Raw genomic sequence first — 26,634 nt, forward strand, 5'->3', positions numbered from 1 at the left:
ATGCCCGACCGAGACCTTGAAATTCATGCGCCTTAACGCAAAGGCGCATCCATATGGATGCGCCCGGGGTCTGCTTACTCAGCCTTGGGCTGTTCGCGCAGACGGATATGCAACTCACGCAGGGCCTTGGCATCGACCAGGCCAGGGGCCTGGGTCATGACGCACGCAGCGCTCTGGGTTTTCGGGAAGGCAATGACTTCGCGAATCGACTGGGCGCCAGTCATCAGCATCACCAGACGGTCCAGACCGAAGGCCAGGCCGCCATGCGGCGGTGCGCCGAACTTCAGGGCGTCGAGCAGGAAGCCGAATTTCTCTTCCTGTTCAGCCGCTTCGATACCCAGCAGACGGAAGACCGCCTGTTGCATTTCTTTGCGGTGGATACGGATCGAACCGCCACCCAGCTCGGTACCGTTGAGGACCATGTCGTAAGCACGCGACAGCGCGGTGGCCGGGTTGGCCTCCAGCTCTTCGGGGCTGCATTTTGGCGCGGTGAACGGGTGGTGCAGCGCAGTGAAGCTGCCGTCGTCGTTCTCTTCGAACATCGGGAAGTCGACAACCCACATCGGTGCCCACTCGCAGGTGTGCAGGTTGAAATCGTTACCGACCTTGATCCGCAGGGCGCCCAGCGCCTCGCTGACGATCTTGGCCTTGTCGGCGCCGAAGAACACGATATCGCCGTCGACCGCGCCAACGCGATCGAGGATCACGTTGAGGTTGGCCTCAGGGATGTTCTTGACGATCGGCGACTGCAGGCCTTCAACGCCCTTGGCGCGCTCGTTGACCTTGATGTAGGCCAGGCCCTTGGCACCGTAGATGCCGACGAACTTGGTGTAGTCGTCGATGCGGCTGCGCGGCATGCTCGCGCCACCTGGCACGCGCAGGGCGGCAACACGGCTCTTCGGATCGTTGGCCGGGCCGCTGAACACCTTGAATTCGACTTCCTTGAGCTGATCGGCAACGTCAACCAGTTCCAGCGGGTTACGCAGGTCCGGCTTGTCGGAACCGTAGCGGCGCATGGCTTCTTCGAAGGTCATGTGTGGGAATTCGCCGAACTCCAGGTCCAGGACTTCCTTGAACAGCTTGCGGATCATGCTTTCGGTCAGGCCCATGATCTCGGACTCATCGAGGAAGCTGGTCTCGATGTCGATCTGGGTGAATTCCGGCTGACGGTCGGCGCGCAGGTCTTCGTCGCGGAAGCACTTGGCGATCTGATAGTAGCGGTCGAAACCGGCAACCATCAGCAACTGCTTGAACAGCTGCGGCGATTGCGGCAGGGCGAAGAAGCTGCCTGCGTGGGTACGGCTCGGCACCAGGTAGTCACGCGCGCCTTCAGGGGTGGCACGGGTGAGGATCGGCGTTTCGACATCGAGGAAGCCGTTTTCATCAAGGAAGCGGCGGATGCTGGTGGTGATGCGCGAGCGCAGGCGCAGCTTCTCGGCCATTTCCGGGCGACGCAAGTCGATGAAGCGATAGCGCAGGCGGGTTTCTTCACCAACATCGGAGTATTCGTTGAGCGGGAACGGCGGGGTTTCCGCTTCGTTCAGGACGGTCAGCTCGTAACCCAGCACTTCGATGGCGCCGGACGCCATGTTGGCGTTGACCGCGCCAGCCGGACGCGGACGCACCTTGCCGGTGATCTGTACCACGTACTCGCTGCGCACGCGATCGGCGGCGGCGAAGCTTTCTGCGCGATCCGGGTCGAAGACGACCTGGGCCATGCCTTCGCGATCACGGATATCGAGGAAAATCACCCCGCCGTGGTCGCGGCGACGATGGACCCATCCGCAAAGGGTAATTTCCTGACCTTCCAGGCTCTCGTTCAGTTGGCCGCAATAATGGCTGCGCATCATGATGGTGGTTTCGCTTCTCGTCATTCGTATGTTCAGTGGAGGCCTTGATGCCCCAAAGGGCTAATAGTGCAAGACCCTGCCGGTGCAATCAACTCAGTCGGCCTTGTCGCCGCCTGCCAGGTTCTTTTTCGCACCGGTCTTGAAGTCGGTTTCGTACCAGCCCGTACCGCCCAGGCGGAACCCCGGGGCCGAGATCAGCTTTTTCAATGCGGGCTGCTCACACGCCGGGCAATCGGTCAGCGGCGCGGCGCTGAGCTTCTGGAGGACTTCCAACTGATGATTGCAGGAAGCACATTGATAGTCGTACATGGGCATAGGCGTGTCTCGTTAACCACAGCGCGGGCTGGTTCAGGCAGTAAAGCGCGGGATTATATATGGTTAAGGAGTGCTGTGCAGCCCGGCAACCGACTAGCGTGCCACCTTTGCCCCCAGCAGATAGACCACGCAGACCACGCGGATCAGCCCGCTGAAATTTTTCACCCCGCCATGGCGCAGGTGCACTTCGCGGTCAACGTACGACAGCACCGCATTGACCGAGCATTTGTTCGCCTCGGCAATGCGCTCGAGGATGGTCCAGTAAATCTCCTCCAGGCGCAGACAGGTGGCAAAACCGTTCAGCCGTACCGAACGCGATAACGGCTGGGCCAGGCCCATGTTGAAATTTGCCTCGAAAGGATCGATGCCATCCTTGTGCGGCACGCTGGCTGCGCGCCCCGTGCGATTCATCCATGCCGACATAGTCGTACCACGCCACTGTTTAACAGGGAAACAAACCCGGACGTTTGGCACGCACGGGAACTTGCCCTTAATAAAGCGCCGTGACTCGCGCCGGCACCAGCAGACGCAGTTATTCTGAATGTAGGAATACTCGGCGCTGGACCCGGTACTTGAAAACACCGGAAAGTGCTTCCGTGCCAACTAAAATGCCCGAACCTCATATAGAAGCTCGGGCATTCAAACAACGCGCGTTAAATCAGCCGGTCACTTGCCTTCAAGTAGCGAACGCAGCATCCAGGCAGTTTTTTCATGCACCTGCATGCGCTGGGTAAGCAGGTCGGCGGTCGGCTCGTCGCTGACCTTGTCGAGCAGCGGGAAAATGCTGCGCGCCGTACGGGTGACCGCCTCCTGGCCTTCGACCAGCTGCTTGATCATCTCATCGGCGGCGGGCACGCCCTCCTCTTCTTTAATAGAGGAAAGCCGCGCATAGATGGAATACGCTCCCGGCGCCGGGAAGCCCAGGGCGCGAATACGCTCGGCAATCGAATCGACCGCCAGGGCCAGTTCGTTGTACTGCTCCTCGAACATCAGGTGCAAGGTACGGAACGCCGGGCCGGTGACGTTCCAGTGAAAGTTGTGGGTCTTCAGATAAAGAACATAAGTATCCGATAACAGACGCGACAAACCATCCACGATGGACTTGCGATCTTCTTCACTGATACCGATATCGATAGCCATGCAGTTCCCCTTTCCTTGGCGCTTGCTGATCAAGCGGCTACAAACCACTGTACCAAGAGTTTTCACCGGCTGCAGCCTCGTGCCTGCGACACAGGGCTGCAGCCCACGCGACACACGGTTGGCCGCTGATTTGAGAACCCCGGGGCTTTGCTGTTAAATAGGCAGCGTGCCGCCCGCGCCGATTGTCATTACGCGGGCGCATAGGCTGACCCATTTCACGTTTTTGCGCTTTTTTACCCGTGCGCGCCGTGAAGTCAGCTCTTCCTGTGATCCGCCTTATCAATGTGAGCCAACCAACATGTTCAAGATCGTCCACCTGTTGACGGGCGTTGCAGCCTTGCTGCTGTCCTTCATACCCAGCCTCAGAACCGAAGCCATTCCCTTCCTGCAGCAACCGGAGGCGATTTTCCTCGCGCTCTTCGGCCTGCTCAACCTGGTCATCGCTCCCGTGCTCCCGCAGCACTATCGGGGCGCCCGCCAGCAACTGCAACGCGCCGCCAGTGTTTTGCTGGTCGTTGCCGTGATCCTGCAGACCGTGACCCTGCTGGCCCGTCCCGAGCTCGGTAACCTGCCGGCCCTGGCCTGCGCCCTGCTGGCCACCGTCCTGCACCTGATTGCCGGCTTTGCCAAAAGCGCTGCAAACCGTAGCCAGAACACCCAGTACGACATGTCCAATCGTGATACCGGTACGGTGAAGTGGTTCAACACCTCCAAGGGTTTCGGCTTTATCTCCCGCGATTCGGGCGATGATATCTTCGTCCACTTTCGCGCCATTCGTGGCGAAGGCCACCGGGTTCTGGTCGAAGGCCAGCGCGTCGAGTTCTCGGTAATGAACCGCGACAAGGGCCTGCAGGCCGAGGATGTGATCGCCGCCCCACGGCGCTGATCGGCTGAAACAAAAAACCGCGACGGCATCACTGCCCATCGCGGTTTTTTTACGCCCCGAAATCAGTAATGCGGCGGCGGTGCTTCTTCTTCGCTGGCTTCGTACTGACCGACCATCTCTTCGTAGCGCTTTAGTAGCGCGGCCATCTGCAACTGCAGACGCTCAACAACGCGCTGCTGCTCGACCAGCACATCGTTCAAGGCCAGCAAGGTATCGTCCTGAAAGGCCAACCGGCTTTCCAACTCGGTCACTCGCGCTTCAAGGGTCATGATTCAAGCCTCCATGAACTGAAAGTCGTCAACCAATATCTCGGCAAGACGCAAACGGACATCCGCCAACTGTTGCGGCGAATATTCAATCGCAGGTTTATTGCCCCATACTGGCGCCGGCCAGGCCGGATCAGTGCGACGACGAACAATGACGTGCATATGTAGCTGGCTAACTACATTGCCCAGGGTCGCCACATTCATTTTATCCGCAGCAAAGCTGTCCTTGAGCAGTTGAGCCAAGGCTGTAGTTTCTTTCCAGAGCTGCTGCTGATCACTGTCATCAAGTTGAAACAATTCGCTGATATCCGCACGGCGCGGGACCAGGATAAACCAGGGATAGTTGGCATCCTTGCTCAACAACAGACGACAAAGAGGAAAGTCACCCAGGCACAAGGTGTCTTGTTGAAGGCGTTGATCCAGAACAAACACAGCGAAATCTCCTACAACCGCACAGAACCTCGCCCACGCAACCACCGTGAGCCACAGCCAGCAGGATACTCCTCCTCAGCCTCAAGGGCATTGGTTGCTACCCTATAAAATGAAGAGATGCACCACTTTGCCCCCGCGCCTCGCCGCGAAAGGTCCTTGGGCGAGCAGGTGTTACGCCGCCCGAACGGTGAAACGCTACTTTTCGCACCAAAATGAAGCCGTCCGTCCGGTCTGTGCCCACCGAACATCCACAAACTACTCAGCTTTAGCCTTCAGCGGTAACGCTTTGACTTTACGGCCAACTTTTATACTTATTCCAGCGGGATCGCTGACGGCTAACCAAAGGTTCTTTGACCCCCGGTTTATCGGCACCAAACCGCCCTTGAGCGCAGAAAAGTGAAAATTTCGTGAACCCTGTTCGATTTTGTGCACGCTTGTTGCATTGTCATCCGCCACAGTCGGCACGCCACCTGCATTGATGCGGTGAGCGGCGACAAATAACAACAGCCGCATGGGGTAACCAGGGAGTTTCGGGGGCAGGGGCTAGATTATTTTTACCTATCCTTAATCCACTTGAAACAGCGCTGGAGTTGTACGGCCCGCGAAAACCCGGGGCGTGATTTGCGACAAGGACATAACTGTTAGCGACATGACCGTAAAGTTACCGAAAGGTTCTCAACGCCCATATCGCCAACGATGGTCAGCGTGATATACATTTTCGCCGACACAAAAAGAAAGAGCCGCGCTGTATAAAAAAACCAAACAGCGACGGCAGTACTCTTCCTAAAAACCAAAGGAGCAAATCACGATGCGCGTGATGAAGTGGAGCATAATCGCCCTGGCTGTTGCAGCCGGCACCTCGCAATTGGCAGTGGCCTCTTCTCAGGATGAGTCCAAGGGTTTTGTTGAAGACAGCAAGCTGAACGTCAAACTTCGCAACCTCTATTTCAGCCGCGACTTCCGTAACCGTGAAAACAATCCGCTGGGCAAGACCAAAAGCTATGCCCGCGAATGGGGTCAGGGTTTCATCGGCACCTTCGAGTCCGGTTTTACCCAAGGCACCGTAGGCGTAGGCGTTGACGCCATCGGCCTGCTGGGCCTCAAGCTGGACGGCGGTAAAGGCACCTCCGGCACCGGCTTGTTCCCAACCGGCTCCGACGGTCGTTCGCAAGACGACTATTCCAAGGGCGGTGGCGCGGTCAAGTTCCGCATTTCCGACACAGTCCTGAAAGTTGGTGACCAATTCACCGCATTGCCAGTCTTCGCCACTGACGACAGCCGCCTGCTGCCTGAGATGGCCCAAGGCACCCTGATCACCAGCAACGAAATCAAGGGCCTGACCCTGCACGCTGGCCACTTCACCAGCCTCACCGGGCAAGAACAGACCAACCGCGACAGCCTGCACCTGACCCAGGCCGACGTGGTCGGCGGCACTTATGCCTTTACCGACTCCCTGAGCACCAGCCTCTACTACTCCAAGGTCGAAGACTACTGGCGCAAATATTACGCCAACGTCAACTGGGCGCTGCCGATCAGCGACGATCAGGGCCTGGTGTTCGACTTCAACATCTATGACACCAAGAGCGACGGCACGACCAACTATGCCGCCTACGATGGCGACAAACTTGATAACCGTGCGTACAGCCTGTCGGGCGCCTACAACATTGGCGCGCACACCTTCACCCTGGCCTATCAGAAAGTCAGCGGTGACGGCGACTACGGCTACGGCGTTGACGGTGGCGGCACCATCTTCCTGGCCAACTCCATCGCCCGTTCCGACTTCAACGCTGAAGACGAGAAGTCCTGGCAAGCTCGCTACGACCTGAACATGGCCACCTTCGGCGTACCAGGCCTGAGCTTCATGACCCGTTATGTCAAAGGTACCGGCGCCAATGTTGCCTCCACCGACAACGGCAAGGAATGGGAACGCGACATCGAGGCCAAGTACGTCCTGCAGGAAGGCCCGGCCAAAGACCTGAGCTTCCGCATTCGTCAAGCGACTTATCGCTCCAGCGATGGCGTTTACTACGGTTCGGACTCCATCGACGAACTGCGTCTGATCGTCGAGTACCCGCTGAGCATCCTGTAAGCCTCGGGCTTTCAGTATTCCCAGTACGAAAGAGCCCGGCACTGCCGGGCTTTTTCTTGTCTGAATTCGGGCTGACAACGCCTTCGTGCTCCGGCATCCTGTACGCCACCGAATCGCCCCCGTACAATGCGGGGTCATTTAAAGTCTTAAGCAACCGACAACGGCCTACCATGCGCACCAGTCAATATTTGCTCGCTACCCAGAAAGAAACCCCTTCCGACGCGGTCGTCATCAGCCACCAGCTGATGCTGCGTGCCGGCATGATCCGCAAGCTCGCATCCGGCCTGTATACCTGGCTGCCGATGGGCCTGCGGGTAATGCGCAAGGTCGAAGCCGTGGTCCGCGAGGAAATGAACGCCGCTGGCGCCCTTGAAGTGCTGATGCCGGCCATCCAGCCTGCCGAGCTGTGGCAGGAGTCCGGCCGCTGGGAACAGTACGGCCCCGAGCTGCTGCGCCTCAAGGACCGTCACGGTCGCGAGTTCTGCGTGGGCCCGACCCACGAAGAGGTCATCACCGACCTGGCCCGTAACGAGCTCAACAGCTATAAACAGCTGCCGCTGAACATGTACCAGATCCAGACCAAGTTCCGTGACGAGATCCGTCCGCGCTTCGGCCTGATGCGTGGTCGCGAGTTCATCATGAAGGACGCCTACTCCTTCCATGCCGATCCGGCTTCCCTGCAGGAAACCTACGATCGCATGCACCTGGCCTACAGCAACATCTTTACCCGCCTGGGCCTGGACTTCCGCCCGGTGCAGGCCGACACCGGCTCGATCGGTGGCAGCTACTCCCACGAATTCCACGTGCTGGCCGAGTCCGGTGAAGACGATGTGATCTTCAGCGACAGCTCCGACTACGCCGCCAACATCGAGAAGGCCGAGGCCATCCCGCGGGAAACCGCGCGCCTGGCGCCGACCGAAGAGCTGCGCCTGGTCGACACCCCGGACGCCAAGACCATCACCCAACTGGTCGAGAACTATGGCCTGGCGATCGAAAAGACCGTCAAGACCCTGATCGTCCACGCCGCCGAAGAGGGCAAGCTGATTGCCCTGATCGTCCGTGGCGACCACGAACTGAACGAAATCAAGGCCGCCAACCTGCCAGAGGTTGCCAGCCCGCTGGTCATGGCCACCGATGAAGAACTGCGCAACGCCATTGGCGCCGGCGCCGGCTCCCTTGGCCCGCTGAACCTGCCGCTGCCGTGCATCATCGACCGTTCGGTCGCCCTGATGAGCGATTTCGGCATCGGCGCCAACATCGACGACAAGCACTACTTCGGCGTCAACTGGGAGCGCGACCTGCCGGTTCCGCAAGTGGCCGACCTGCGTAACGTCGTTGCAGGCGACCCGAGCCCGGATGGCCAGGGCACCCTGGTGATCAAGCGCGGTATTGAAGTCGGGCACATCTTCCAGCTCGGCACCAAGTACAGCGAAGCCCTCAAGTGCCAGGTCCTGGGAGAGAACGGCAAGCCGGTGACCCTGAGCATGGGTTGCTACGGTATTGGCGTATCGCGCGTAGTTGCCGCGGCCATTGAGCAGAACTACGACGACAACGGCATTATCTGGAGCGATACCCTGGCACCGTTCCAGATCGCCCTGGTACCGCTGCGCTACGAAACCGAGCAGGTTCGCGAAGCCACCGACAAGCTGTATGCCGAACTGACCGCCGCCGGTTTCGAAGTGCTGCTGGATGACCGCGACAAGAAAACCAGCCCGGGGATCAAGTTCGCCGACATGGAACTGATCGGCATTCCACACCGCATCGTGGTCAGCGATCGCGGCCTGGCCGACGGCAACCTGGAATACAAGCACCGCACCGAGCGTGACGCACAGCCGCTGCCAGTGGCCGAGGTGCTGTCGTTCCTGCAAGCCCGCATTCGTCGCTAAGCCAACGCAAGAGTAATCATGTTCAAGCGAAGTACCATCAACCTGGGGGGCGCCGCACTGTGCGGCGCCCTGTTCCTCAGCGGTTGCGCCAACCAGATGTCACAGCGCAGCGAACATGAGGAACGCATCGAGCGCAAGCTGCTCGAACACAGCCTGCAGATCGATGCCGGGGACCCCAAGGTACTCGAGCTGCCGCAACGGCGTGTGCGCATCCACGAACAGAAGAACTTCGAAGTCACCGAGTTTGAAGTCACCCGTCGTTATGATCGCTACACGCCTTACCAGCCCTGGCGCGAAGTCTATGAGATTCCGCTGGGCGCGGTGGCGGTGGTGGCCGGTGTCGGCGCCAACGTGGTCAACGTCTTTGCCCTGGGCAACTTGCCCGACAGCGTTACCCACGACTGGTTGAGCTATGGCTTCGACGGCCTCAACCCGTTCATGAACGCCCAGTCCAACGGCCGTGCCCAGCAGAACCTGGCGGGCATCACCGAAGTGCAAAAGGACAAGCGACAGGAATACACCAGTGTGCCCTGGAGCGAGCGGCCGGTATCGGTCAAGGCCGGCAAGATGGACCATGAGCTGACCACCGACCGAAATGGCGTGCTGCACCTGAACCTGCTCGACAGCCCGTTCAGCGAGCAGAACCTGACCCACATCGGCACCCTGCATCTGCAGGTAGTCGATGAAGACAACAACGTGCGTGGCGATGCCAGCCTGCTGATCAGCGCCAGCCTGCGCGGCAAACTGGTGGAAGCCCACGAACTGATTTTTGACGACCTGGAAGACGATGAAGTCAGCCAGTGGGTGCATCGGGTCAAGCGCCTGTCGGAGCTGGGCCTGGAAGAAGAAGCCAGTGAACTGGAGCAGAGCCTGATTGAGCTGACCCGCAACGATCCGGAGCTGCAACAGGAGTTCCTCAAGTCACTGACCAAGGACGCTGGCCGCCTGGTTGCCGACCCCGGCGCGCACTGACCTTCGCTACACCCGGATAGCGCCAGCCTGCTGGCGCTGCCCTCCTCACTCCTGAGTGAACAGCTCCAGCTGCTCATGGGCACCGCGCAAATCCTGCAAGCGCACGCCGATCCCCAACAGTCTCACCGGCTTGCCACCACGGGCAAAGGCCTGGCTGAGCAATTGCTGATAGCCACCAAGGTCACGCCCCGCCCCCGACTGCTCAAGGGTGGTCTGGCTGAAATCATGGAACTTCACTTTGACGAACGGCTTGCCCGGGCGATAACTGTCGTCGATACGTGCCATGCGCCCGGCCAGGGTTTCCATCAGCTCTGGGAGTTTTTCCAGGCAACTGGCCAGGTCCGGTAGATCGGTGTCGTAGGTATTTTCCACGCTGACCGACTGACGACGGCTGTCATTCTGTACCGGACGGTCATCGATGCCCCGCGCCAGCCCCCACAGCCGCTCGCCAAAGCTACCGAACTCACGGGCCAGGGCCAGGCGGCTCCAGTCGCGCAGTTCCAGGCAATTGATAATGCCCAGGCGCCCCATCTTGTCGGCGGTGACCTTGCCTACCCCGTGCAGCTTGCTGACCGGCAAAGCGGCAACGAAGTCTTCGACTTCATTCGGGGTAACCACAAACAGGCCATTGGGCTTGCGCCAGTCACTGGCGATCTTGGCCAGGAACTTGTTCGGCGCGACACCGGCCGACACGGTGATATGCAGCTGTTGGGCAACCCGCCGGCGAATATCTGCAGCAATCCGCGTGGCGCTGCCGGCGAACCAGGAACTGTCCGACACATCCAGGTAAGCCTCATCCAGCGACAGTGGCTCGATCAGATCGGTGTACTCGCGAAAGATCCCGTGAATTTCCCGCGAGGCTTCTTTATAGGCATCCATGCGCGGTTTGACGATCAACAGGTCCGGGCACAGCTTGAGGGCATGACGCGAGGACATCGCCGAGCGCACCCCGAACGCCCGCGCCTCATAGTTGCAGGTAGCGATCACCCCACGCCGCTCCGCCGAGCCGCCCACCGCCAGTGGCCGTCCGACCAGGCGCGGATCGTCGCGCATTTCGATGGCGGCGTAGAAACAATCGCAGTCGATATGGATGATCTTGCGTTGAGACATAGGGAGCGTAAGAACAGGTTTAAAGTGATGTAAGCAGTATCTCACCCGATAGCGCCCCACGCATCACAACTAATTCATTCACCCCCGGATCCCCTGCGAGGCCCGCCCTTGCTGCCCTGCAGCCCTTTTCAGGTGCGCTAAGCGATTGAAGGAGAAAGGATTTCTGTAAACAGGCTATTGACAGCTCCGGGCAAAACTGTAGAATCTCATTCCACAGGCGCGGGATGGAGCAGCCTGGTAGCTCGTCGGGCTCATAACCCGAAGGTCGTCGGTTCAAATCCGGCTCCCGCAACCAGATTCAGGAAAGGCCACTCTCACGAGTGGCCTTTTTCTTTGCCCGGAATAAAGTGCCAGGTAATTTTTTATTGTAAATCAACAATTAAGCGTTGACAGCCAAGCTCAACGCTGTAGAATCCGCCCCACAGACGCGGGATGGAGCAGTCTGGTAGCTCGTCGGGCTCATAACCCGAAGGTCGTCGGTTCAAATCCGGCTCCCGCAACCAAACAACAGAAAAGGCCACTTTGAAAAAAGTGGCCTTTTTTGCATCTGCTCGTTCGACCATTCGCCCTCCTCGCCTGCCCCCTTCCCACCCGGGGCAATATGAAACTTCTTTAACTATCCTCAAGGCACTCAGCGGCCCGATCATATCGGACATTACGCTTCCAAAGGGATTGGTACTTTGACCGGATACAACCTTCCTGCCGCGCGCAAGCCACGAGGTGGTTGATGCGCGCCCAGACGCCCGAAACACAAGCTCCTGTTACTGCCGCACTGCCCAATGCCGAGCATCGCCTGCGCTGGCTCGAACGGCTGAGCAAATACCGCCAGCCGATCGGCCTGGGCGTGACCTTGTTGCTGTTTGCCGTGGCGTTGATCGCCTGCCGCCATCTGCTCAGCGAGCTGGACATCTATGCCCTGCATGACTCACTGCTCAGCGTGCCCCCGACTTCGCTGATGGGTGCGGTCATGGCCACGGTCGTCGGCTTCGTCATCCTGCTTGGTTACGAGTGGTCAGCCAGCCGTTACGCCGGCGTCCAGTTACCGCCGCGTACTCTGGTGATGGGCGGCTTCAGCGCCTTTGCCATCGGCAACGCTATCGGCCTGTCGCTACTGTCTGGTGGTTCCGTGCGCTATCGCCTATACGCCCGTCACGGCATAGGCGCCGCCGAAGTCGCCCGGATGACCCTGTTCGCCAGCCTTTCCCTCGGTTGTGCCCTACCGCCTCTCGCGGCCCTGGCGACCTTGAGCAACCTGCCGGCTGCCGCTTCAGCCTTGCACCTCTCGCCTGCGCTGCTGGCTACGATTGCCCTGGCCGTGCTTGGCTTGAGTGCGGCGCTGGTCTACGGACTTTATCGCCGACGGCTGCCCGAACAACCACTGGCGGACAATCTGCTGGTGCAGGCAGGCCGGCGCACCCTGCGCTTGCCAGGCACGCGCCTGACCCTACTACAACTGTTCATTACCGCCCTGGACGTTGCCGCTGCCGCCACCGTGCTTTACCTGCTGCTGCCGCAAGCACCGCCGTTTGGTGCCTTCCTGCTGGTCTACCTGCTGGCGCTGGCAGCCGGGGTACTCAGCCATGTGCCCGGCGGTGTCGGGGTGTTCGAAGCGATCCTGCTGGCGGCCTTTGCCGACAAGCTCGGCGCTGCGCCACTGGCCGCCGCACTGCTACTCTATCGCTTGATCTATGTGGTGTTGCCGCTGCTGCTGGCCTGCATTCTGCTGCTCGCCAGCGAAGCCCGGCGCCTGTTGTTTGCCCAACAGGCGATCAGGGCTGCTTCCGGGCTGGCGGCACCGGTGCTGGCGGTACTGGTATTTTTGTCCGGCGTGGTGCTGCTGTTTTCTGGCGCCACCCCGGAAATCGACGGACGCCTGGAACACCTGGGCTTTCTCGTACCGCACCGACTGATCGACGCCTCGCACTTCGGCGCCAGCCTGATTGGCGTGCTGTGCCTGCTGCTGGCCCAGGGCCTGCGGCGGCGCCTGTCGGCCGCCTGGATCCTGACCACCATCCTGCTACTGGTCGGCGCCCTGCTCTCGCTGCTCAAAGGCTTTGACTGGGAAGAGGCCAGCATCCTGACCTTGACCGCGTGCCTGCTGGCCGTCTTCCGGCGCTCTTTCTACCGACCCAGCCGCTTGCTCGAGCTACCGTTCTCGCCGGTCTACCTGGCGGCCAGCGCCTGCGTCCTGGGTGCGTCGGTGTGGCTGCTGCTGTTCGCGTACCAGGACGTGCCCTACAGCCATCAGCTGTGGTGGCAGTTCACCCTCGACGCCGATGCCCCGCGCGGTTTGCGCTCGGCCCTGGGCAGCGCGGTATTGCTGGTGATCGTCGCCCTGACCTGGTTGCTGCGCACCGCACGTCCGGTGATCCACTTACCGTCGGCCGAAGAACTGCAACGGGCCAGCACTATCCTGCAGGCCTCCGACCAACCCGACGGCGGCCTGGCACTGACCGGCGACAAGGCGCTGCTGTTCCACCCCAACGACGATGCCTTCCTTATGTACGCCCGGCGCGGGCGCAGCCTGGTGGCGCTATACGACCCCATCGGGCCGGCCCACGAGCGTGCAGAAATGATCTGGCAGTTCCGCGACCTGTGCGACGTACATCACGCCCGCCCGGTGTTCTACCAGGTCCGGGCCGAGAACCTGCCCTTCTATATGGACATCGGCCTGACCGCGATCAAACTGGGCGAAGAAGCCCGGGTCGATCTCAAGCGCTTTGACCTCGAAGCCAAGGGCAAGGAAATGAAAGACCTGCGCTACACCTGGAACCGCGGTGGCCGCGACGGGCTCAGCCTTGAGGTGCACGAGCCAGGCCAGGCGCCGATGGATGAGCTCAAACTCATTTCCGATGCCTGGCTCAGCGGCAAGAACGTGCGCGAGAAAGGCTTCTCCCTCGGTCGCTTCAGCCCAGAGTACCTGCAGCACTTCCGGATTGCCCTGATCCGCTTCGAGGGCCGCCCGGTGGCCTTTGCCAACCTGCTGGAGACCCGCAGCCTGGAACTGGCCAGCCTCGACCTGATGCGCGCCCACCCCGAAGCGCCGAAGTTGACCATGGAATTCATGATGATCGGCCTGATCCAACACTATAAGCAGCACGGCTATGGGCGCTTCAGCCTCGGCATGGTGCCGCTTTCCGGCCTGCAACCACGTCGCGGCGCGCCACTGACCCAGCGCCTGGGCTCGATGGTGTTCCAGCGCGGCGAGCAGCTTTACAACTTCCAGGGCCTGCGTCGCTTCAAGGACAAGTTCCAGCCGGACTGGGAACCCCGCTACATGGCCGTGCCGGCCGGACTCGATCCACTGGTGGCACTGGCTGACACTGCCGCCCTGATCGCAGGCGGCCTGACTGGATTGGTGAAACGCTGATGATTCGACGCTACTGGCTGTATGTACTGATCCCCTTGCTGCTGGCCCTGCTGGCCACAGCCCTTGGCTTCTGGCTATGGACCCGCCCGGCACCCGAGGCGACCCTGGAGCACCTGAGCCTGACTGATGGCAGCAGCCTGATCCGGGTCAACCCAGGTACCCGTGCCAAGGCGCGAGTCGCCATCGCCGTGCCCCAGGACCAGGCCCTGAGCGAGAAACAACTGCTTGACCTGAGCCAGAGCGGCGAAGCGCAGCTGGTCCAGCTGATCCTCCCACCCGCCGATTGCAGCAAGCAGCAACAGGCCATGCAGCAGGCCCTGCAACAACTCAAGGGCGCTCCGACGCTGGTTGCCGGTATCGGCCCAGGCGCGGCCCAGGCCTGGAGCTGGCTGGCCAGCCAAAGCGATGACAAGGCCCAGGCAATCTCGGTGGACTTCAATCTGGAGCAACCCGGCTGCGCCACGCCACTGCCCAAGTCTGCCGCCCACGGCCACTGGAGCGTGGCCTGGAACGACAACCCGGATGACGCCAGCGCGGCCTTCGTGCGTGATCAGCCGAATGCCGAGACCAGCATCAGCGACTACGACATCCACCTGCCGCAGGTGCTCAAGGCCCAGTTGACCCAGGCGCTGGTCGGCGACGATGGCAACGCCATGAGCATCCCGGTGGTCGAGGTGCCGGCCGGGCAAACCACCGATACCGTGACCCTGTTCCTCTCCGGCGATGGCGGCTGGCGTGACCTGGACCGCGACGTGGCCGGTGAGATGGCCAAGCTCGGCTACCCGGTGGTCGGCATCGACACCCTGCGTTACTACTGGCAGCACAAGAGCCCGGAACAGAGCGCTATCGACCTTTCGGAACTGATGCAGCACTACCGGCAGAAATGGGGGACCAAACGCTTCGTGCTGACAGGCTACTCATTCGGCGCCGACGTGCTGCCGGCGATCTACAACCGCTTGCCGGCCGAAGACCAGAAGCGCATCGATGCAGTGATCCTGCTGGCCTTTGCCCGCAGTGGCAGCTTCGAGATCGAGGTCGAGGGCTGGCTGGGCAATGCCGGTAAAGAAGCGCCGACCGGCCCGGAAATGGCCAGGCTGCCAGCCGCCAAGGTGGTCTGTGTGTATGGCGAGGAAGAGGCAGACGAGAGCGGCTGTACCGACCACACTGCCGTCGGCGAGCGCCTGAAGCTACCCGGCGGGCATCACTTCGACGAGAACTACCCGGCGCTGGCCAAGCGCTTGATTGGCGACATCGAGAACCGCCAGGGCAAGACCCGCGTCGCCGAGCAGGATTGAAGCGCGCCCCGGCGCGCAGCTGCAAGCTGTCAGCCTCAAGCTGCAAGCTAGAGCCAATCGCGCACGGCTCTTGCTTGCAGCTTGAGGCTTGTAGCTTGCAGCTACCTATATCTCTACCTGTGTACCCAGCTCGATCACCCGGTTCAACGGCAAATTGAAGAACCTCAGATTGCCGTTGGCATTCTTCAGCAAAAAGGCAAACAACAGCCCCCGCCAACGCGCCATGCCCACCAGCCGCGACGCAATCACCGTCTCGCGGCTGAGGAAGTAGGTGGTACGCATCGGGCTGAAATCCAACCCCTCAAGATGGCAGAGCTTCAACGCCGCTGGCACATCCGGCTCGTCCATGAAGCCAAAGTGCAACAGCACCCGGTAGAAACCCTCGCCATATGCCTCGACTTCAAAGCGTTCCTGCGCCGGTACCCGCGGCGTATCCTCACTGACCACGGTCAGCAGCACCACCTGCGAATGCAGCACCTGGTTGTGCAGCATGTTGTGCAGCAAGGCATGTGGCACCGCATCCGGGCGCGCAGTGAGGAACACCGCAGTTCCCTCGACCCGATGCGGCGGCTGCACGCGAATGCTGCCGATGAACAGCGGCAACGGCAGGCTGCCTTCGTCCAGGCGCTCGACCAGGATCTGCTTGCCGCGCTTCCAGGTGGTCATCAGGACGAACAGGACAATCCCCGCCAGCACCGGAAAGGCCCCGCCCTGCACCACTTTCGGCACGTTGGCGGCGAAGAACAGGCCATCGACAAAGAGAAAGCCCAACAGGATCGGTACCGCCAGCAGCGGCGGCCACTTCCACAGCAGCAACATCACCGTGGACACCAGCAAGGTGGTCATCAACATGGTCCCGGTCACCGCCACGCCGTAGGCCGAGGCCAGCGCCCCGGAGGATTCGAACCCAAGCACCAGAAGAATCACCCCGATCATCAGCGACCAGTTCACTGCCCCGATGTAGATTTGCCCCTGCTCGTCACTGGAGGTGTGCTGGATCTGCATGCGCGGCACATAGCCAAGCTGGATCGCCTGGCGGGTCAGGGAGAAGGCCCCGGAAATCACCGCCTGGGAGGCGATCACCGTGGCCAGGGTGGACAAACCGACCAACGGTATCAGCGCCCAGTTCGGCGCCAGCAAGTAGAACGGGTTGCGCGCCGCCTCCGGGTTCTGTAGCAGCAAGGCACCCTGGCCGAAGTAGTTGAGCACCAGCGCCGGCAGCACCAGGGCGAACCAGGCGCGGGCAATGGGTTTACGGCCGAAGTGGCCCATGTCGGCGTACAGTGCTTCGGCGCCAGTCAGTGCCAGCACCACGGCGCCGAGAATCGCCACGCCCATGCCTGGGTGGACGATAAAGAAGCGCACCGCCCAGACCGGGTTGAAAGCCTTGAGCACCTCAGGGCTCTGGATGATGCCATGCACACCCAAGGCGCCGAGCACCACGAACCAGGTGACCATCACCGGCCCGAAGAGGATGCCGATGCGCGCCGTACCGTGCTTCTGGATCAGGAACAACGCCACCAGCACGATCAACGCCACCGGAATGACCCAGTGATCGATGCCGTCGAAGGCCAGTTCCAGGCCCTCCACCGCCGACAGTACCGAAATCGCCGGAGTGATCATGCTGTCGCCGTAGAACAGCGCCGCGCCGATCAGCCCACAGCCGACCATCAGCACCTTGAGTTTCGGGTAGGGCGCCGAGGCCCGCCGGGCCAGGGCGGTAAGGGCCATGATGCCACCTTCACCCTGGTTGTCGGCGCGCAGGATGAACAGCACGTACTTGACCGACACCACCCAGATCAGCGACCAGAGGATCAACGCCAGGATGCCCAGCACGCCGTCATGGTTGACCGGCACGCCATAACCGCCGGAAAAAACTTCCTTGAGGGTATACAGGGGGCTGGTGCCGATATCGCCGTACACCACCCCTACGGCTGCCACCAACAGGCTCAGCGGCTTTGCCGACGAATGCCCGCTATCGGTCTGACTGCTTGCCTGAACCATCCACCACTCCCGCAACCAAGACCCTTGAGGCCGGTAAGATTCGCGCCAGACGCTATGATTTCTGCTATCGCGCCGCCGGCACTGTCAGGGCCCGATGCAAACGCAGGCATATCGCCGCGAAGCATAGCTGAGCGTTCGTCGTATTTCTGCTGGTCAAGTGACTTTGCGCTCGCTAGAATTGCGCACTTTTTGATCAGAGGCGCCCAAAGCGCCCATCAGGTTTGCCCGCCTGTCCGGCCAGGCAAGCCCTTCAACACCGAGGTTAGTCATGTCCACCACCCCTACGCCCACCACGCCCAAGGTCGGCTTCGTTTCCCTGGGTTGCCCCAAGGCCCTGGTCGATTCCGAGCGCATCCTGACCCAGCTGCGCATGGAAGGCTATGAAGTCGTGCCCACCTACCAGGACGCCGACGTGGTGGTGGTCAACACCTGCGGCTTCATCGACAGCGCCAAGGCCGAATCCCTGGAAGTGATTGGCGAAGCCATCAAGGAAAACGGCAAGGTCATCGTCACCGGCTGCATGGGTGTCGAGGAAGGCAGCATCCGTGACGTGCACCCGAGCGTGCTCTCGGTGACCGGTCCGCAGCAGTACGAGCAAGTGGTCAATGCCGTGCATGAAGTCGTGCCGCCGCGCCAGGACCACAACCCGCTGATCGACCTGGTGCCACCACAGGGCGTCAAGCTGACCCCGCGCCACTACGCTTACCTGAAGATTTCCGAAGGCTGCAACCACAGCTGCAGCTTCTGCATCATCCCCTCGATGCGCGGCAAGCTGGTCAGCCGCCCGGTCGGCGAAGTGCTGAGCGAGGCCGAGCGCCTGGTCAAGGCCGGGGTCAAGGAAATCCTGGTGATCTCCCAGGACACCAGCGCCTACGGCGTCGACGTCAAGTACAAGACCGACTTCTGGAACGGCCGTCCGGTCAAGACGCGCATGCTCGAGCTGTGCGAAGCGCTGAGCAGCCTGGGCGCCTGGGTGCGCCTGCACTATGTGTACCCGTACCCGAACGTCGACGACGTGATCCCGCTGATGGCTGCCGGCAAGATCCTGCCGTACCTGGACATCCCGTTCCAGCACGCAAGCCCCAAAGTGCTCAAGTCGATGAAGCGTCCGGCCTTCGAAGACCGCACTCTGGCGCGCATCAAGAACTGGCGCGAGCAGTGCCCTGAGCTGGTCATCCGTTCGACTTTCATCGTCGGCTTCCCGGGTGAAACCGAAGAAGACTTCCAGTATCTGCTCGACTGGCTGACCGAAGCCCAACTTGATCGCGTCGGCTGCTTCCAGTACTCGCCAGTTGAAGGCGCCCCGGCCAACGACCTGGGCCTGGATGAAGTCCCGGACGACATCAAGCAGGAGCGCTGGGACCGCTTCATGGCCCACCAGCAGGCCATCAGCACCGCGCGACTGCAACTGCGCATTGGCAAGGAAATCGACGTGCTGATCGATGAAGTTGAAGAAGAAGGCTCGGTTGGCCGCAGCTTCTTCGATGCCCCGGAAATCGACGGCAACGTGTTCATCGACGGCAACCACGGCTTCAAGCCGGGCGACACGGTACGCTGCCGGGTGACCGACGCCGACGAGTACGACATGTGGGCCGAACCGATCTGATTCGGCGCCGATAAAAAAAGCCCTGCCAGCAATGGCGGGGCTTTTTTTTGCAACTATGGTTTCTTCAGTTGCCCCGAGGAGACCACCGCAATGCGCAGGCATATGACCGTGCAGACCCCTGGTCTGCGCGACTACCCGGAGCTGGCGCGGGTGTGGGAAGCGTCCGTGCGTGCCACCCATGACTTTCTCCCCGACAGTTACATCTGCCTGCTGCGCGAGCTGCTGCTCAGCCAGTACCTGGACGCGGTGATGCTGATCTGCTGTAAAGATGCCAGGCAGCGTGTCCATGGCTTTGCCGGGGTCGCCGGCGGGCGCGTGGAGATGCTCTTCATCGACCCCGAGATGCGCGGCCAGGGCCTGGGCTCGCGACTGCTGCGGGTGGCCATCGATGAACTGCACGCCGAGCAACTGGACGTCAACGAGCAGAACGCCCAGGCCCTGGGCTTCTACCTGCGCCAGGGCTTCGAGGTGGTGGGCCGCTCAGAAACGGACGGCATGGGCCAGCCCTATCCCCTACTTCACATGAGGCTGATTCGTACGCAGTCTGCCCGCACCGGCTGAAGGTCTGTGTAATCCCTCTCTGAAAAATGACGAAACTGCAGATTAATGGCCGGATCAACGAATGTTCCCGGCCCCAACCCCGCCGGGGCAGTTACAATGGGCACCTTTCCCTGTGTCTACGGCTGTCGTCATGTCTGAACCCATTCGCCTTTCCAAACGCCTTATCGAACTGGTCGGTTGCTCCCGACGGGAGGCCGAGCTGTACATCGAGGGCGGCTGGGTCACGGTGAACGGCACCGTGATCGACGAGCCGCAGTTCAAGGTCACCGAGCACAAGGTCGAATTGCGCCAGGGCGCCAAGGCCGAAGCCCTGGAGCCGGTCACCCTGCTGCTCAACCAGCCCGCCGAGCTCGACCTCGACAGCGCCTGTGCCAGTATCAGCGCCGATAGCCTCTCGCAAGAGCACAGCTACAGCCGTCGCCCGCTCAAGGGCCACTTCGCCCGCCTGAGCTGCGCCGCCCCCTTGCAGCAAGGTGCCAGCGGCCTGCAGGTGTTCACCCAGGACTGGCGCGTGACCCGCAAGCTTGATGCCGACCTGGCCAAGCTCGAACAGGAATACATCGTCGAAGTCAGCGGCGAAATGATTGCCCACGGCCTGGAGCGCCTGAACCGTGGCTTCAACTGGAAAGGCAACGAACTGCCGAAGATCAAGGCCAGCTGGCAGAACGAAACGCGCCTGCGCATGGTCCTGAAAAACCCGCCAGCCGGGCTCATCAACCTGCTCTGCAGCAGTGTTGGGGTCACGCCGGTGAGCATGCGCCGGATTCGCCTGGGCGGGGTCGCCATGAGCAAGCTGCCACTGGGCCAGTGGCGCTACCTGGCAACCAGCGAAAGATTCTAAGCAACACGGCGCCGTCACCCAGACGGCGCCCCTGAACAGGATTGTCCCCATGATTCACAACGATGTACTGCGCAGCCTGCGCTACCTGCTGGACGTCAACGACGCCAAGCTCACCGATATCATCAAGCTGACCGGCTTCGAGGTGTCCCTCGCCGACATCGCCTCCTACCTCAAGAAGGAAGACGAAGAAGGCTTCGTGCGCTGCCCGGACGAAGTCATCGCTTACTTTCTCGACGGCCTGGTGATCTTCAAGCGCGGCAAGGACGACAGCCGCCCGCCACTGCCCATCGAACTGCCGGTGACTAACAACATCGTCATGAAGAAGCTGCGCGTGGCTTTCGAGCTGAAGGAAGACGACCTGCATGCGATCCTCAAGGCCGCCGACTTCCCTGTATCGAAACCGGAGCTCAGCGCCCTGTTCCGCAAAGTCGGCCATAACAACTACCGCCCATGCGGCGACCAGTTGCTGCGCAACTTCCTCAAGGGCCTGACCCTGCGGGTTCGTGGCTGATTCCCCGATGAACTACAGCGTTGCTCCAATCGGCCACGTTCGCTCCTGCTTCAAGGAAAAGTTCGCCATTCCGCGCCAGCCACAACTGGCACCGGCTGCCCGTGGGGTATTGGAGTTGCTGCCGCCCTACGACAACGGCGAGGCCGTGGCCGGGCTGGAGCAGGTCAGCCATGTCTGGCTGCTGTTCCTGTTCCACCAGGCCCTGGAAGACAAGCCACGGCTGAAGGTGCGCCCGCCACGGCTGGGCGGCAACAAGTCCATGGGCGTGTTCGCCACCCGGGCTACCCACCGGCCCAACGGTATTGGTCAGTCGGTGGTCAGGCTGGAGAAGGTCGAGGCCGGTCGCTTGTGGTTGTCTGGTATCGACCTGCTCGATGGCACGCCGGTGCTCGATATCAAACCCTACGTGCCCTACGCCGATTCGGTGGCCGGAGCGGTCAACCGCATGGCTGATGCGCCGCCTGCGCCGATTGCGGTGAGCTGGAGCGATACTGCCCTGTGCCAGGCACGCGAGCACGCCCTGCGCCTCGCCGAGCCACTGGTGGAGCTGATTGAACAATGCCTGGCCCAGGACCCGCGCCCGGCCTACCAGGTACCGCCACCCGAGCGCGTGTACGGGGTCAAGTTCTGGGATGTACAGGTGCGCTGGCACTACCCGCAGCCGGATCAGATCCGGCTGCTGGAAGTGGTGATGGACCAGTAGGGCACAAAAAAAGCAGGCCGAAGCCTGCTTTTTTTGTTTTCAGCGCCGCTTACTTCTCGACGAATGCACGCTCGATCAGGTAATCACCCGGCTCGCGCATACGCGCCGAGATCTTCAGGCCGAAGCTGTCGAGCACTTCGCTGGTCTCGTCGAGCATGCTCGGGCTACCGCAGATCATCGCACGGTCGTCCTGCGGGTTGATCGGTGGCAGGCCGATGTCGCTGAACAGCTTGCCACTGCGCATCAGGTCGGTCAGGCGGCCCTGGTTTTCGAACGGCTCGCGGGTTACGGTCGGGTAGTAGATCAGCTTGTCACGCAGCGCCTCGCCGAAGAATTCGTTCTGCGGCAGGTGCTCGGTGATGAATTCGCGGTAGGCGACTTCGTTGACGTAGCGTACGCCGTGGACCAGGATCACTTTCTCGAAACGCTCGTAGGTTTCCGGGTCCTGGATGACGCTCATGAACGGCGCCAGGCCAGTGCCGGTGCTGAGCAGGTACAGGTGCTTGCCCGGGTTCAGGTCGTCGAGTACCAAGGTACCGGTAGGCTTCTTGCTGATGATGATCTCATCGCCTTCCTTCAGGTGCTGCAGCTGGGAGGTCAGCGGGCCGTCCGGCACCTTGATGCTGAAGAACTCCAGATGCTCTTCCCAGTTCGGGCTGGCAATCGAGTAGGCGCGCATGAGCGGGCGGCCATTTGGCTGTTGCAGGCCGATCATCACGAACTGACCGTTCTCGAAGCGCAGGCCCGGGTCGCGGGTGCACTTGAAGCTGAACAGGGTGTCGTTCCAGTGGTGAACACTGAGGACACGTTCGTGGTTCATGTTGCTCATGTACGGGCTCCTGAAGAAAAACGCGGCGCTAAGCGAGAGCGCGATTGCGCAATAGTTTAGTGCCAGCGACAATATCTGTTAAATGAATTATCAAGATATGTCTTATCGGTTATATAGATATGCGATTTACCCTTCGTCAGCTCCAGGTGTTCGTTGCCGTGGCCCAGTACCAAAGCGTCTCGCGGGCCGCTGGGATACTGGCGTTATCGCAGTCGGCCGCCAGTACATCGATCACTGAACTTGAGCGCCAGTCCAGCTGCCAGCTGTTCGACCGCGCCGGTAAACGCCTGAGCCTCAACGCCTTGGGCCATCAACTGCTGCCCCAGGCGGTGGCCCTGCTCGACCAGGCCAAGGAAATCGAGGACCTGCTCAACGGCAAGTCGGGTTTCGGCTCGCTGGCGGTGGGCGCGACCCTGACCATCGGCAATTACCTGGCCACCCTGTTGATCGGCAGCTTCATGCAGATTCACCCGGAAAGCCAGGTCAAGCTGCATGTACAGAACACTGCGCATATCGTGCAACAGGTTGCCCATTACGAAATTGATCTGGGTCTAATCGAAGGCGACTGCAACCATCCGGATCTGGAAGTCCAGCCCTGGGTCGAAGATGAACTGGTGGTGTTCTGCGCACCCCAGCACCCGCTGGCCAAACGCGGCCAGGCAAGCATGGAAGAGTTGACCCACGAGGCCTGGATCCTGCGCGAACAAGGCTCCGGCACGCGCCTGACCTTTGATCAGGCCATGCGTCACCACCGCTCGAACCTCAACATCCGCCTGGAGCTGGAACACACCGAGGCGATCAAACGGGCGGTCGAGTCGGGCCTGGGCATTGGCTGCATCTCGCGCCTGGCCCTGCGCGACGCATTTCGTCGCGGCAGCCTGGTGCCGGTGGAAACCCCCGAACTGGACCTGGCCCGGCAGTTCTTCTTCATCTGGCACAAGCAGAAGTACCAGACTTCCGCCATGCGCGAGTTTCTTGAACTGTGCAGAAGCTTTACCGCAGGCGTCAGCCGCAGCGACGAGATCGTCCTGCCGACCATTGCTTAAAGCAGGATCACCGCCCAGACCAGGCCGACCATGCTCAGGGCGACGAACTGGGCAGCACTGCCCATGTCCTTGGCATTTTTCGACAACGGGTGGCGATCGAGGGAAATACGATCGATCGCTGCCTCCACCGCCGAATTCAGCAGTTCGACAATCAGGCCCAGCAAGCACACCGCGATCAGGATCGCCCGCTCGGCGCGGCTGACATCCAGCCAGAACGCCACCGGGATCAGCAAGACGTTGAGCAGCACCAGCTGCCGGAACGCAGCCTCGCCAGTGAAAGCGGCGCGCAGGCCGTCAAACGAATAGCCCGCGGCATTGAAAATACGTTTAAGGCCGGTCTGGCCCTTGAAAGGCGACGACATAGAAGATCACTTATTCCACTGAAAGCGCTGCAGCCTAGTGTAGATCGGGTTAAAAAAGCGTGAAGGCCAATGGCCTTAACTGGCTGAAACCGATTCCAGTTGTTGCAGCAGCAAGGCGGCCTGGGTACGGGTACGAACGCCGAGCTTGCGGAAGATCGCCGTGACATGGGCCTTGATAGTCGCTTCCGACACGTTAAGCTCGTAAGCGATCTGCTTGTTCAGCAAGCCCTCACAGACCATGGTCAGCACCCGGAACTGTTGCGGCGTCAGGCTCGCAAGGCCTTCACTGGCGGCCTTGGCCTCGGCGGACACGTCGACTTTCTCGAAGGCCTGCGGCGGCCACCAGACCTCGCCATCGAGGACCTTCTGCACGGCGTCCTGAATCACTTCCAGCGGGCTCGATTTGGGGATGAAACCACTGGCGCCGAATTCACGCGACTTGACCACGACTGCGGCTTCTTCCTGCGCCGAGACCATCACCACCGGAATCTGCGGATACTGCCCGCGCAACAGGACCAGCCCAGAGAACCCGTAGGCTCCAGGCATGTTCAGGTCCAGCAGCACCAGGTCCCAGTCGGACTTTTCAGTCAGGCGGGTTTCCAGTTCGGCGATGCTTGCCACTTCAACCAGACGTACATCCGGGCCCAGGCCCAGGGTGACGGCCTGGCGCAACGCACTGCGAAACAGCGGGTGGTCGTCGGCAATCAGGATTTCGTATGTGGCCATCGATCTAATGATCCTGTTCTGTGCAGGCGCAGGAAGGAAGAATAGGCGCCTGGCGGGCAACTCGAGGCTACGGCAACGCCGTAAGCCCAAAAGGCACATCGAGGCCAGGAAAAACAGCGTTTCAAGCCTTCGTCGTGCCCGAATCGGCGCCAAGGATGCCGAGCCTGGATCGGGTGGTCAAGTTCAATACCCGCCCCTGCTCGCCCCCCTGGCCACCAATCCGAGCATTATGCCGCAAAGTGCCGCGCCTGCCCCTTGTACTATAGGAAGGTATGCAAACGCTGGTGCACGGTGTCCTGTTCATCCAGCGGCAATTGATGCTTGGCACTCAGGTAATGGGTGGTGAACACGTCCAGGTAGGCGTCCAGCGCCTCGGCAGCGCGTTGATCACCCGCCAGTTCCAGGCACATGGCCGCCACTTCGGCGGTGCAAAAGTGATCGTCACGCTTGGAGCGGCGCAGGCGATAGCGCGAAATCTGCTCCGGTTGCAGGCTCAGTACCGGAAAACGGTTCAGGTACGGGCTCTTGCGAAACATCTTGCGGGCTTCGGTCCAGGTGGCGTCCAGCAGGATGAACAGCGGACGCTTGCCCGGTACGCGCGCCACCTCGTTGACCACCCGCCCAGGCTCGACAAACTCGCCGGGGAAGACAATGTAAGGCTGCCAGTGCGGCTGCTCGAGCAAGGCCAGCAAGGACTCGTCGACGGCCGTACGCTGCCAGCCGAATGCCGAGGTGTCGGCAATCAGGTCGGCGATCAGCCAGCCGGTATTGGTCGGTTTGAGTGGCTCGGTGTCATGCATCAGCAGGCACATGCCTGAATCGGCCGGCACTTGCGGGCGCCAGGCACACAGGCAATAGCTGAAAATCACCCGGCATTGAGGACAGCGCGGCGCCCGGGAGCCGCGGGCAACGAAGGGTTTGACACTGCGCGCCAGGCGCTCGGCGCGCAGGCGCGATACGGCATGACTCATGACTGGGCACAACGTGGGCAAGAAAGGGATGGCACTGCTCGGACTCGGCAAGACAGGAAACCCGCACAGTTTATCAGAGCCTGCCTACTGGTTGACGGGATTTGCCGTGCAGCTCTAGCGCCGACTCCCTATAATCCTCAACCTGTCGCTACCCGCTGGCATTGCCGTTGCGCCCGTGACGGAACACCGTGCGCCGTTGTTGGTCCAATTGCCAGTTACTGAACCAGGAGAGATTCATGCTGCGTTTCATCGCCCCGTCCTTGAGCCTGTTGCTCGCCCTGCCACTGGCGGCAAATGCTGCGTCCAAGCAGGAATACGAGCTGAGCCAGATGCTGCAAAAAGTTGCCAAGCAGAGCAGCGTGGGCACGCCGCGGGCGATCAACGAAGACATCCTCGACCAGGGCTACACCGTCGAAGGCAAACAGCTGATCAATCACCTGAGTGTGCTCCCCAGCCATGCGCAAAAAATGCAGGCCGACCCGAACAGGGTGCGCAGCCAGTTGGGTGACAGCGTGTGCAAGAACTCCGGCTTTCGCCAGTTGCTCGCCAAAGGCGCGGTGCTGACCTACCGCTTCACCGAGTACAAAACCAACCGCCCGGTTAGCGAACAGGCATTCAATGCCGCCAGCTGTGGCCTGAAAATCCAGAAGTAACTGTTTTAGGCCACTCGCTCCCTGTCGCGCCGCTGTTTTTCATCGGCGCGCAGTTCGGCCACCAGCGCCTGGATATACCGCGAGTGCCGCTCCCCTCCCCCCAGCCGTCGCAGGCACTCCTGTTCAAGGCTCAGGTTATTGGCCTGCGCCGCACGCTCAAGCATCCGGTACAGCTGCTCGTCGAGCTCTAGGTTAAGCCGTTGCATGCTG

The 26,634-nt window shown here is 61.1% G+C and carries 27 protein-coding genes and 2 tRNA genes; 15 read left to right on the plus strand and 14 right to left on the minus strand.

Annotation, left to right across the window (positions count from 1 at the left end; translation table 11 throughout):
* Positions 1–74 precede the first annotated feature (74 nt).
* From aspS to JV241A_RS18660, 4 genes are all read right to left on the minus strand, one after another.
* Positions 75–1,850 (minus strand): aspartate--tRNA ligase, encoded by a 1,776-nt coding sequence (gene aspS, locus JV241A_RS18645; protein ID WP_115088516.1) that lies wholly within the window; start codon positions 1,848–1,850, stop codon positions 75–77.
* Between the two features lie 93 nt (positions 1,851–1,943).
* Positions 1,944–2,165, minus strand: coding sequence for a zinc ribbon domain-containing protein (locus JV241A_RS18650; protein ID WP_045193542.1), 222 nt, complete (start codon positions 2,163–2,165; stop codon positions 1,944–1,946).
* A gap of 93 nt (positions 2,166–2,258) precedes the next feature.
* The gene (locus tag JV241A_RS18655) at positions 2,259–2,588 is read right to left on the minus strand and encodes a ribbon-helix-helix domain-containing protein (RefSeq protein ID WP_115088310.1); all 330 of its coding nucleotides are present in this window, start codon (positions 2,586–2,588) and stop codon (positions 2,259–2,261) included.
* A 243-nt stretch (positions 2,589–2,831) separates the two neighbouring features.
* Positions 2,832–3,305 (minus strand): Dps family protein, encoded by a 474-nt coding sequence (locus JV241A_RS18660; RefSeq protein WP_115088311.1) that lies wholly within the window; start codon positions 3,303–3,305, stop codon positions 2,832–2,834.
* 298 nt (positions 3,306–3,603) lie between these two features.
* On the opposite strand from JV241A_RS18660, the gene JV241A_RS27840 reads away from it, so the two are divergent.
* On the plus strand, positions 3,604–4,191 hold the full coding sequence (locus tag JV241A_RS27840; RefSeq protein WP_115088312.1) for a cold-shock protein: 588 nt from the start codon (positions 3,604–3,606) through the stop codon (positions 4,189–4,191).
* Between the two features lie 62 nt (positions 4,192–4,253).
* Here the strand turns inward: JV241A_RS27840 and JV241A_RS18670 are convergent, their stop codons facing one another.
* From JV241A_RS18670 to JV241A_RS18680, 3 genes are all read right to left on the minus strand, one after another.
* Entirely contained in the window at positions 4,254–4,460 is a 207-nt protein-coding gene (locus tag JV241A_RS18670) for a SlyX family protein (protein WP_038996659.1), read from the minus strand.
* A 3-nt stretch (positions 4,461–4,463) separates the two neighbouring features.
* On the minus strand, positions 4,464–4,889 hold the full coding sequence (locus JV241A_RS18675; protein ID WP_115088314.1) for an HIT domain-containing protein: 426 nt from the start codon (positions 4,887–4,889) through the stop codon (positions 4,464–4,466).
* A 255-nt stretch (positions 4,890–5,144) separates the two neighbouring features.
* Positions 5,145–5,402, minus strand: coding sequence for a hypothetical protein (locus tag JV241A_RS18680; RefSeq protein ID WP_134063958.1), 258 nt, complete (start codon positions 5,400–5,402; stop codon positions 5,145–5,147).
* 295 nt (positions 5,403–5,697) lie between these two features.
* Here JV241A_RS18680 and JV241A_RS18685 point away from each other — a divergent pair, with 295 nt between their 5' ends.
* The 3 genes from JV241A_RS18685 (at position 5,698) to JV241A_RS18695 (ending at position 9,836) form a co-directional block, all read left to right on the plus strand.
* Positions 5,698–6,978, plus strand: coding sequence for an OprD family porin (locus JV241A_RS18685; protein WP_115088315.1), 1,281 nt, complete (start codon positions 5,698–5,700; stop codon positions 6,976–6,978).
* Between the two features lie 170 nt (positions 6,979–7,148).
* The gene (locus JV241A_RS18690; RefSeq protein WP_115088316.1) at positions 7,149–8,864 is read left to right on the plus strand and encodes a proline--tRNA ligase; all 1,716 of its coding nucleotides are present in this window, start codon (positions 7,149–7,151) and stop codon (positions 8,862–8,864) included.
* 18 nt (positions 8,865–8,882) lie between these two features.
* Positions 8,883–9,836, plus strand: coding sequence for a hypothetical protein (locus JV241A_RS18695; RefSeq protein WP_115088317.1), 954 nt, complete (start codon positions 8,883–8,885; stop codon positions 9,834–9,836).
* Positions 9,837–9,881: 45 nt separating this feature from the next.
* Here JV241A_RS18695 and dinB read toward each other — a convergent pair whose 3' ends face one another.
* Positions 9,882–10,946: a DNA polymerase IV gene (gene dinB / locus JV241A_RS18700; RefSeq protein WP_115088318.1), complete on the minus strand. Its 1,065-nt coding sequence runs from the start codon at positions 10,944–10,946 to the stop codon at positions 9,882–9,884.
* A gap of 218 nt (positions 10,947–11,164) precedes the next feature.
* Between dinB and JV241A_RS18705 the strand changes: the two genes are divergently transcribed.
* From JV241A_RS18705 to JV241A_RS18720, 4 genes are all read left to right on the plus strand, one after another.
* Positions 11,165–11,241, plus strand: a tRNA-Met gene (locus tag JV241A_RS18705).
* A 131-nt stretch (positions 11,242–11,372) separates the two neighbouring features.
* A tRNA-Met gene (locus JV241A_RS18710) sits at positions 11,373–11,449 on the plus strand.
* A gap of 224 nt (positions 11,450–11,673) precedes the next feature.
* Positions 11,674–14,316 (plus strand): bifunctional lysylphosphatidylglycerol flippase/synthetase MprF, encoded by a 2,643-nt coding sequence (mprF, locus tag JV241A_RS18715; RefSeq protein ID WP_134063960.1) that lies wholly within the window; start codon positions 11,674–11,676, stop codon positions 14,314–14,316.
* The gene (locus JV241A_RS18720) at positions 14,316–15,611 is read left to right on the plus strand and encodes an AcvB/VirJ family lysyl-phosphatidylglycerol hydrolase (RefSeq protein ID WP_134063962.1); all 1,296 of its coding nucleotides are present in this window, start codon (positions 14,316–14,318) and stop codon (positions 15,609–15,611) included. The genes mprF and JV241A_RS18720 overlap by 1 nt, the downstream gene beginning before the upstream one ends.
* 105 nt (positions 15,612–15,716) lie before the next feature.
* On the opposite strand, the gene JV241A_RS18725 is transcribed toward JV241A_RS18720, so the two are convergent.
* Positions 15,717–17,615, minus strand: a complete 1,899-nt coding sequence (locus JV241A_RS18725; protein WP_115088321.1) for a potassium transporter Kup — start codon at positions 17,613–17,615, stop codon at positions 15,717–15,719.
* A gap of 268 nt (positions 17,616–17,883) precedes the next feature.
* Between JV241A_RS18725 and rimO the strand changes: the two genes are divergently transcribed.
* From rimO to tsaA, 5 genes are all read left to right on the plus strand, one after another.
* On the plus strand, positions 17,884–19,221 hold the full coding sequence (gene rimO, locus JV241A_RS18730; protein ID WP_115088323.1) for a 30S ribosomal protein S12 methylthiotransferase RimO: 1,338 nt from the start codon (positions 17,884–17,886) through the stop codon (positions 19,219–19,221).
* A gap of 90 nt (positions 19,222–19,311) precedes the next feature.
* Positions 19,312–19,782 carry a GNAT family N-acetyltransferase gene (locus JV241A_RS18735; RefSeq protein WP_134063964.1) on the plus strand — a complete coding sequence of 157 codons (471 nt, stop codon included), beginning with the start codon at positions 19,312–19,314 and terminating at the stop codon, positions 19,780–19,782.
* 130 nt (positions 19,783–19,912) lie between these two features.
* The gene (locus JV241A_RS18740; RefSeq protein WP_115088325.1) at positions 19,913–20,623 is read left to right on the plus strand and encodes an rRNA pseudouridine synthase; all 711 of its coding nucleotides are present in this window, start codon (positions 19,913–19,915) and stop codon (positions 20,621–20,623) included.
* Between the two features lie 49 nt (positions 20,624–20,672).
* Positions 20,673–21,134, plus strand: a complete 462-nt coding sequence (locus tag JV241A_RS18745) for a DUF1456 family protein (protein ID WP_115088326.1) — start codon at positions 20,673–20,675, stop codon at positions 21,132–21,134.
* Positions 21,135–21,141: 7 nt separating this feature from the next.
* Complete coding sequence (gene tsaA, locus JV241A_RS18750; RefSeq protein ID WP_134063966.1) at positions 21,142–21,837, plus strand: tRNA (N6-threonylcarbamoyladenosine(37)-N6)-methyltransferase TrmO; 696 nt, start codon at positions 21,142–21,144, stop codon at positions 21,835–21,837.
* 49 nt (positions 21,838–21,886) lie between these two features.
* Here the strand turns inward: tsaA and fpr are convergent, their stop codons facing one another.
* Positions 21,887–22,666, minus strand: a complete 780-nt coding sequence (fpr, locus tag JV241A_RS18755; protein WP_003222277.1) for a ferredoxin-NADP reductase — start codon at positions 22,664–22,666, stop codon at positions 21,887–21,889.
* A gap of 119 nt (positions 22,667–22,785) precedes the next feature.
* Here fpr and JV241A_RS18760 point away from each other — a divergent pair, with 119 nt between their 5' ends.
* Positions 22,786–23,712 (plus strand): LysR family transcriptional regulator, encoded by a 927-nt coding sequence (locus JV241A_RS18760; protein ID WP_010224761.1) that lies wholly within the window; start codon positions 22,786–22,788, stop codon positions 23,710–23,712.
* Here JV241A_RS18760 and JV241A_RS18765 read toward each other — a convergent pair.
* The 3 genes from JV241A_RS18765 to JV241A_RS18775 form a co-directional block, all read right to left on the minus strand.
* On the minus strand, positions 23,709–24,074 hold the full coding sequence (locus JV241A_RS18765) for a diacylglycerol kinase (RefSeq protein ID WP_115088328.1): 366 nt from the start codon (positions 24,072–24,074) through the stop codon (positions 23,709–23,711). The genes JV241A_RS18760 and JV241A_RS18765 overlap by 4 nt on opposite strands.
* Positions 24,075–24,149: 75 nt before the next feature.
* On the minus strand, positions 24,150–24,800 hold the full coding sequence (gene erdR / locus JV241A_RS18770; RefSeq protein ID WP_115088329.1) for a response regulator transcription factor ErdR: 651 nt from the start codon (positions 24,798–24,800) through the stop codon (positions 24,150–24,152).
* A gap of 260 nt (positions 24,801–25,060) precedes the next feature.
* Positions 25,061–25,771, minus strand: coding sequence for a tRNA-uridine aminocarboxypropyltransferase (locus JV241A_RS18775; RefSeq protein WP_115088330.1), 711 nt, complete (start codon positions 25,769–25,771; stop codon positions 25,061–25,063).
* Between the two features lie 236 nt (positions 25,772–26,007).
* On the opposite strand from JV241A_RS18775, the gene JV241A_RS18780 reads away from it, so the two are divergent.
* Positions 26,008–26,424, plus strand: coding sequence for a quorum-sensing-regulated virulence factor family protein (locus JV241A_RS18780; RefSeq protein ID WP_115088331.1), 417 nt, complete (start codon positions 26,008–26,010; stop codon positions 26,422–26,424).
* A 5-nt stretch (positions 26,425–26,429) separates the two neighbouring features.
* On the opposite strand, the gene JV241A_RS18785 is transcribed toward JV241A_RS18780, so the two are convergent.
* On the minus strand, positions 26,430–26,630 hold the full coding sequence (locus JV241A_RS18785; protein ID WP_115088332.1) for a hypothetical protein: 201 nt from the start codon (positions 26,628–26,630) through the stop codon (positions 26,430–26,432).
* Positions 26,631–26,634: the final 4 nt, after the last annotated feature.

This window comes from Pseudomonas sp. JV241A, assembly GCF_900275665.1.
GTDB lineage: Bacteria > Pseudomonadota > Gammaproteobacteria > Pseudomonadales > Pseudomonadaceae > Aquipseudomonas > Aquipseudomonas wadenswilerensis.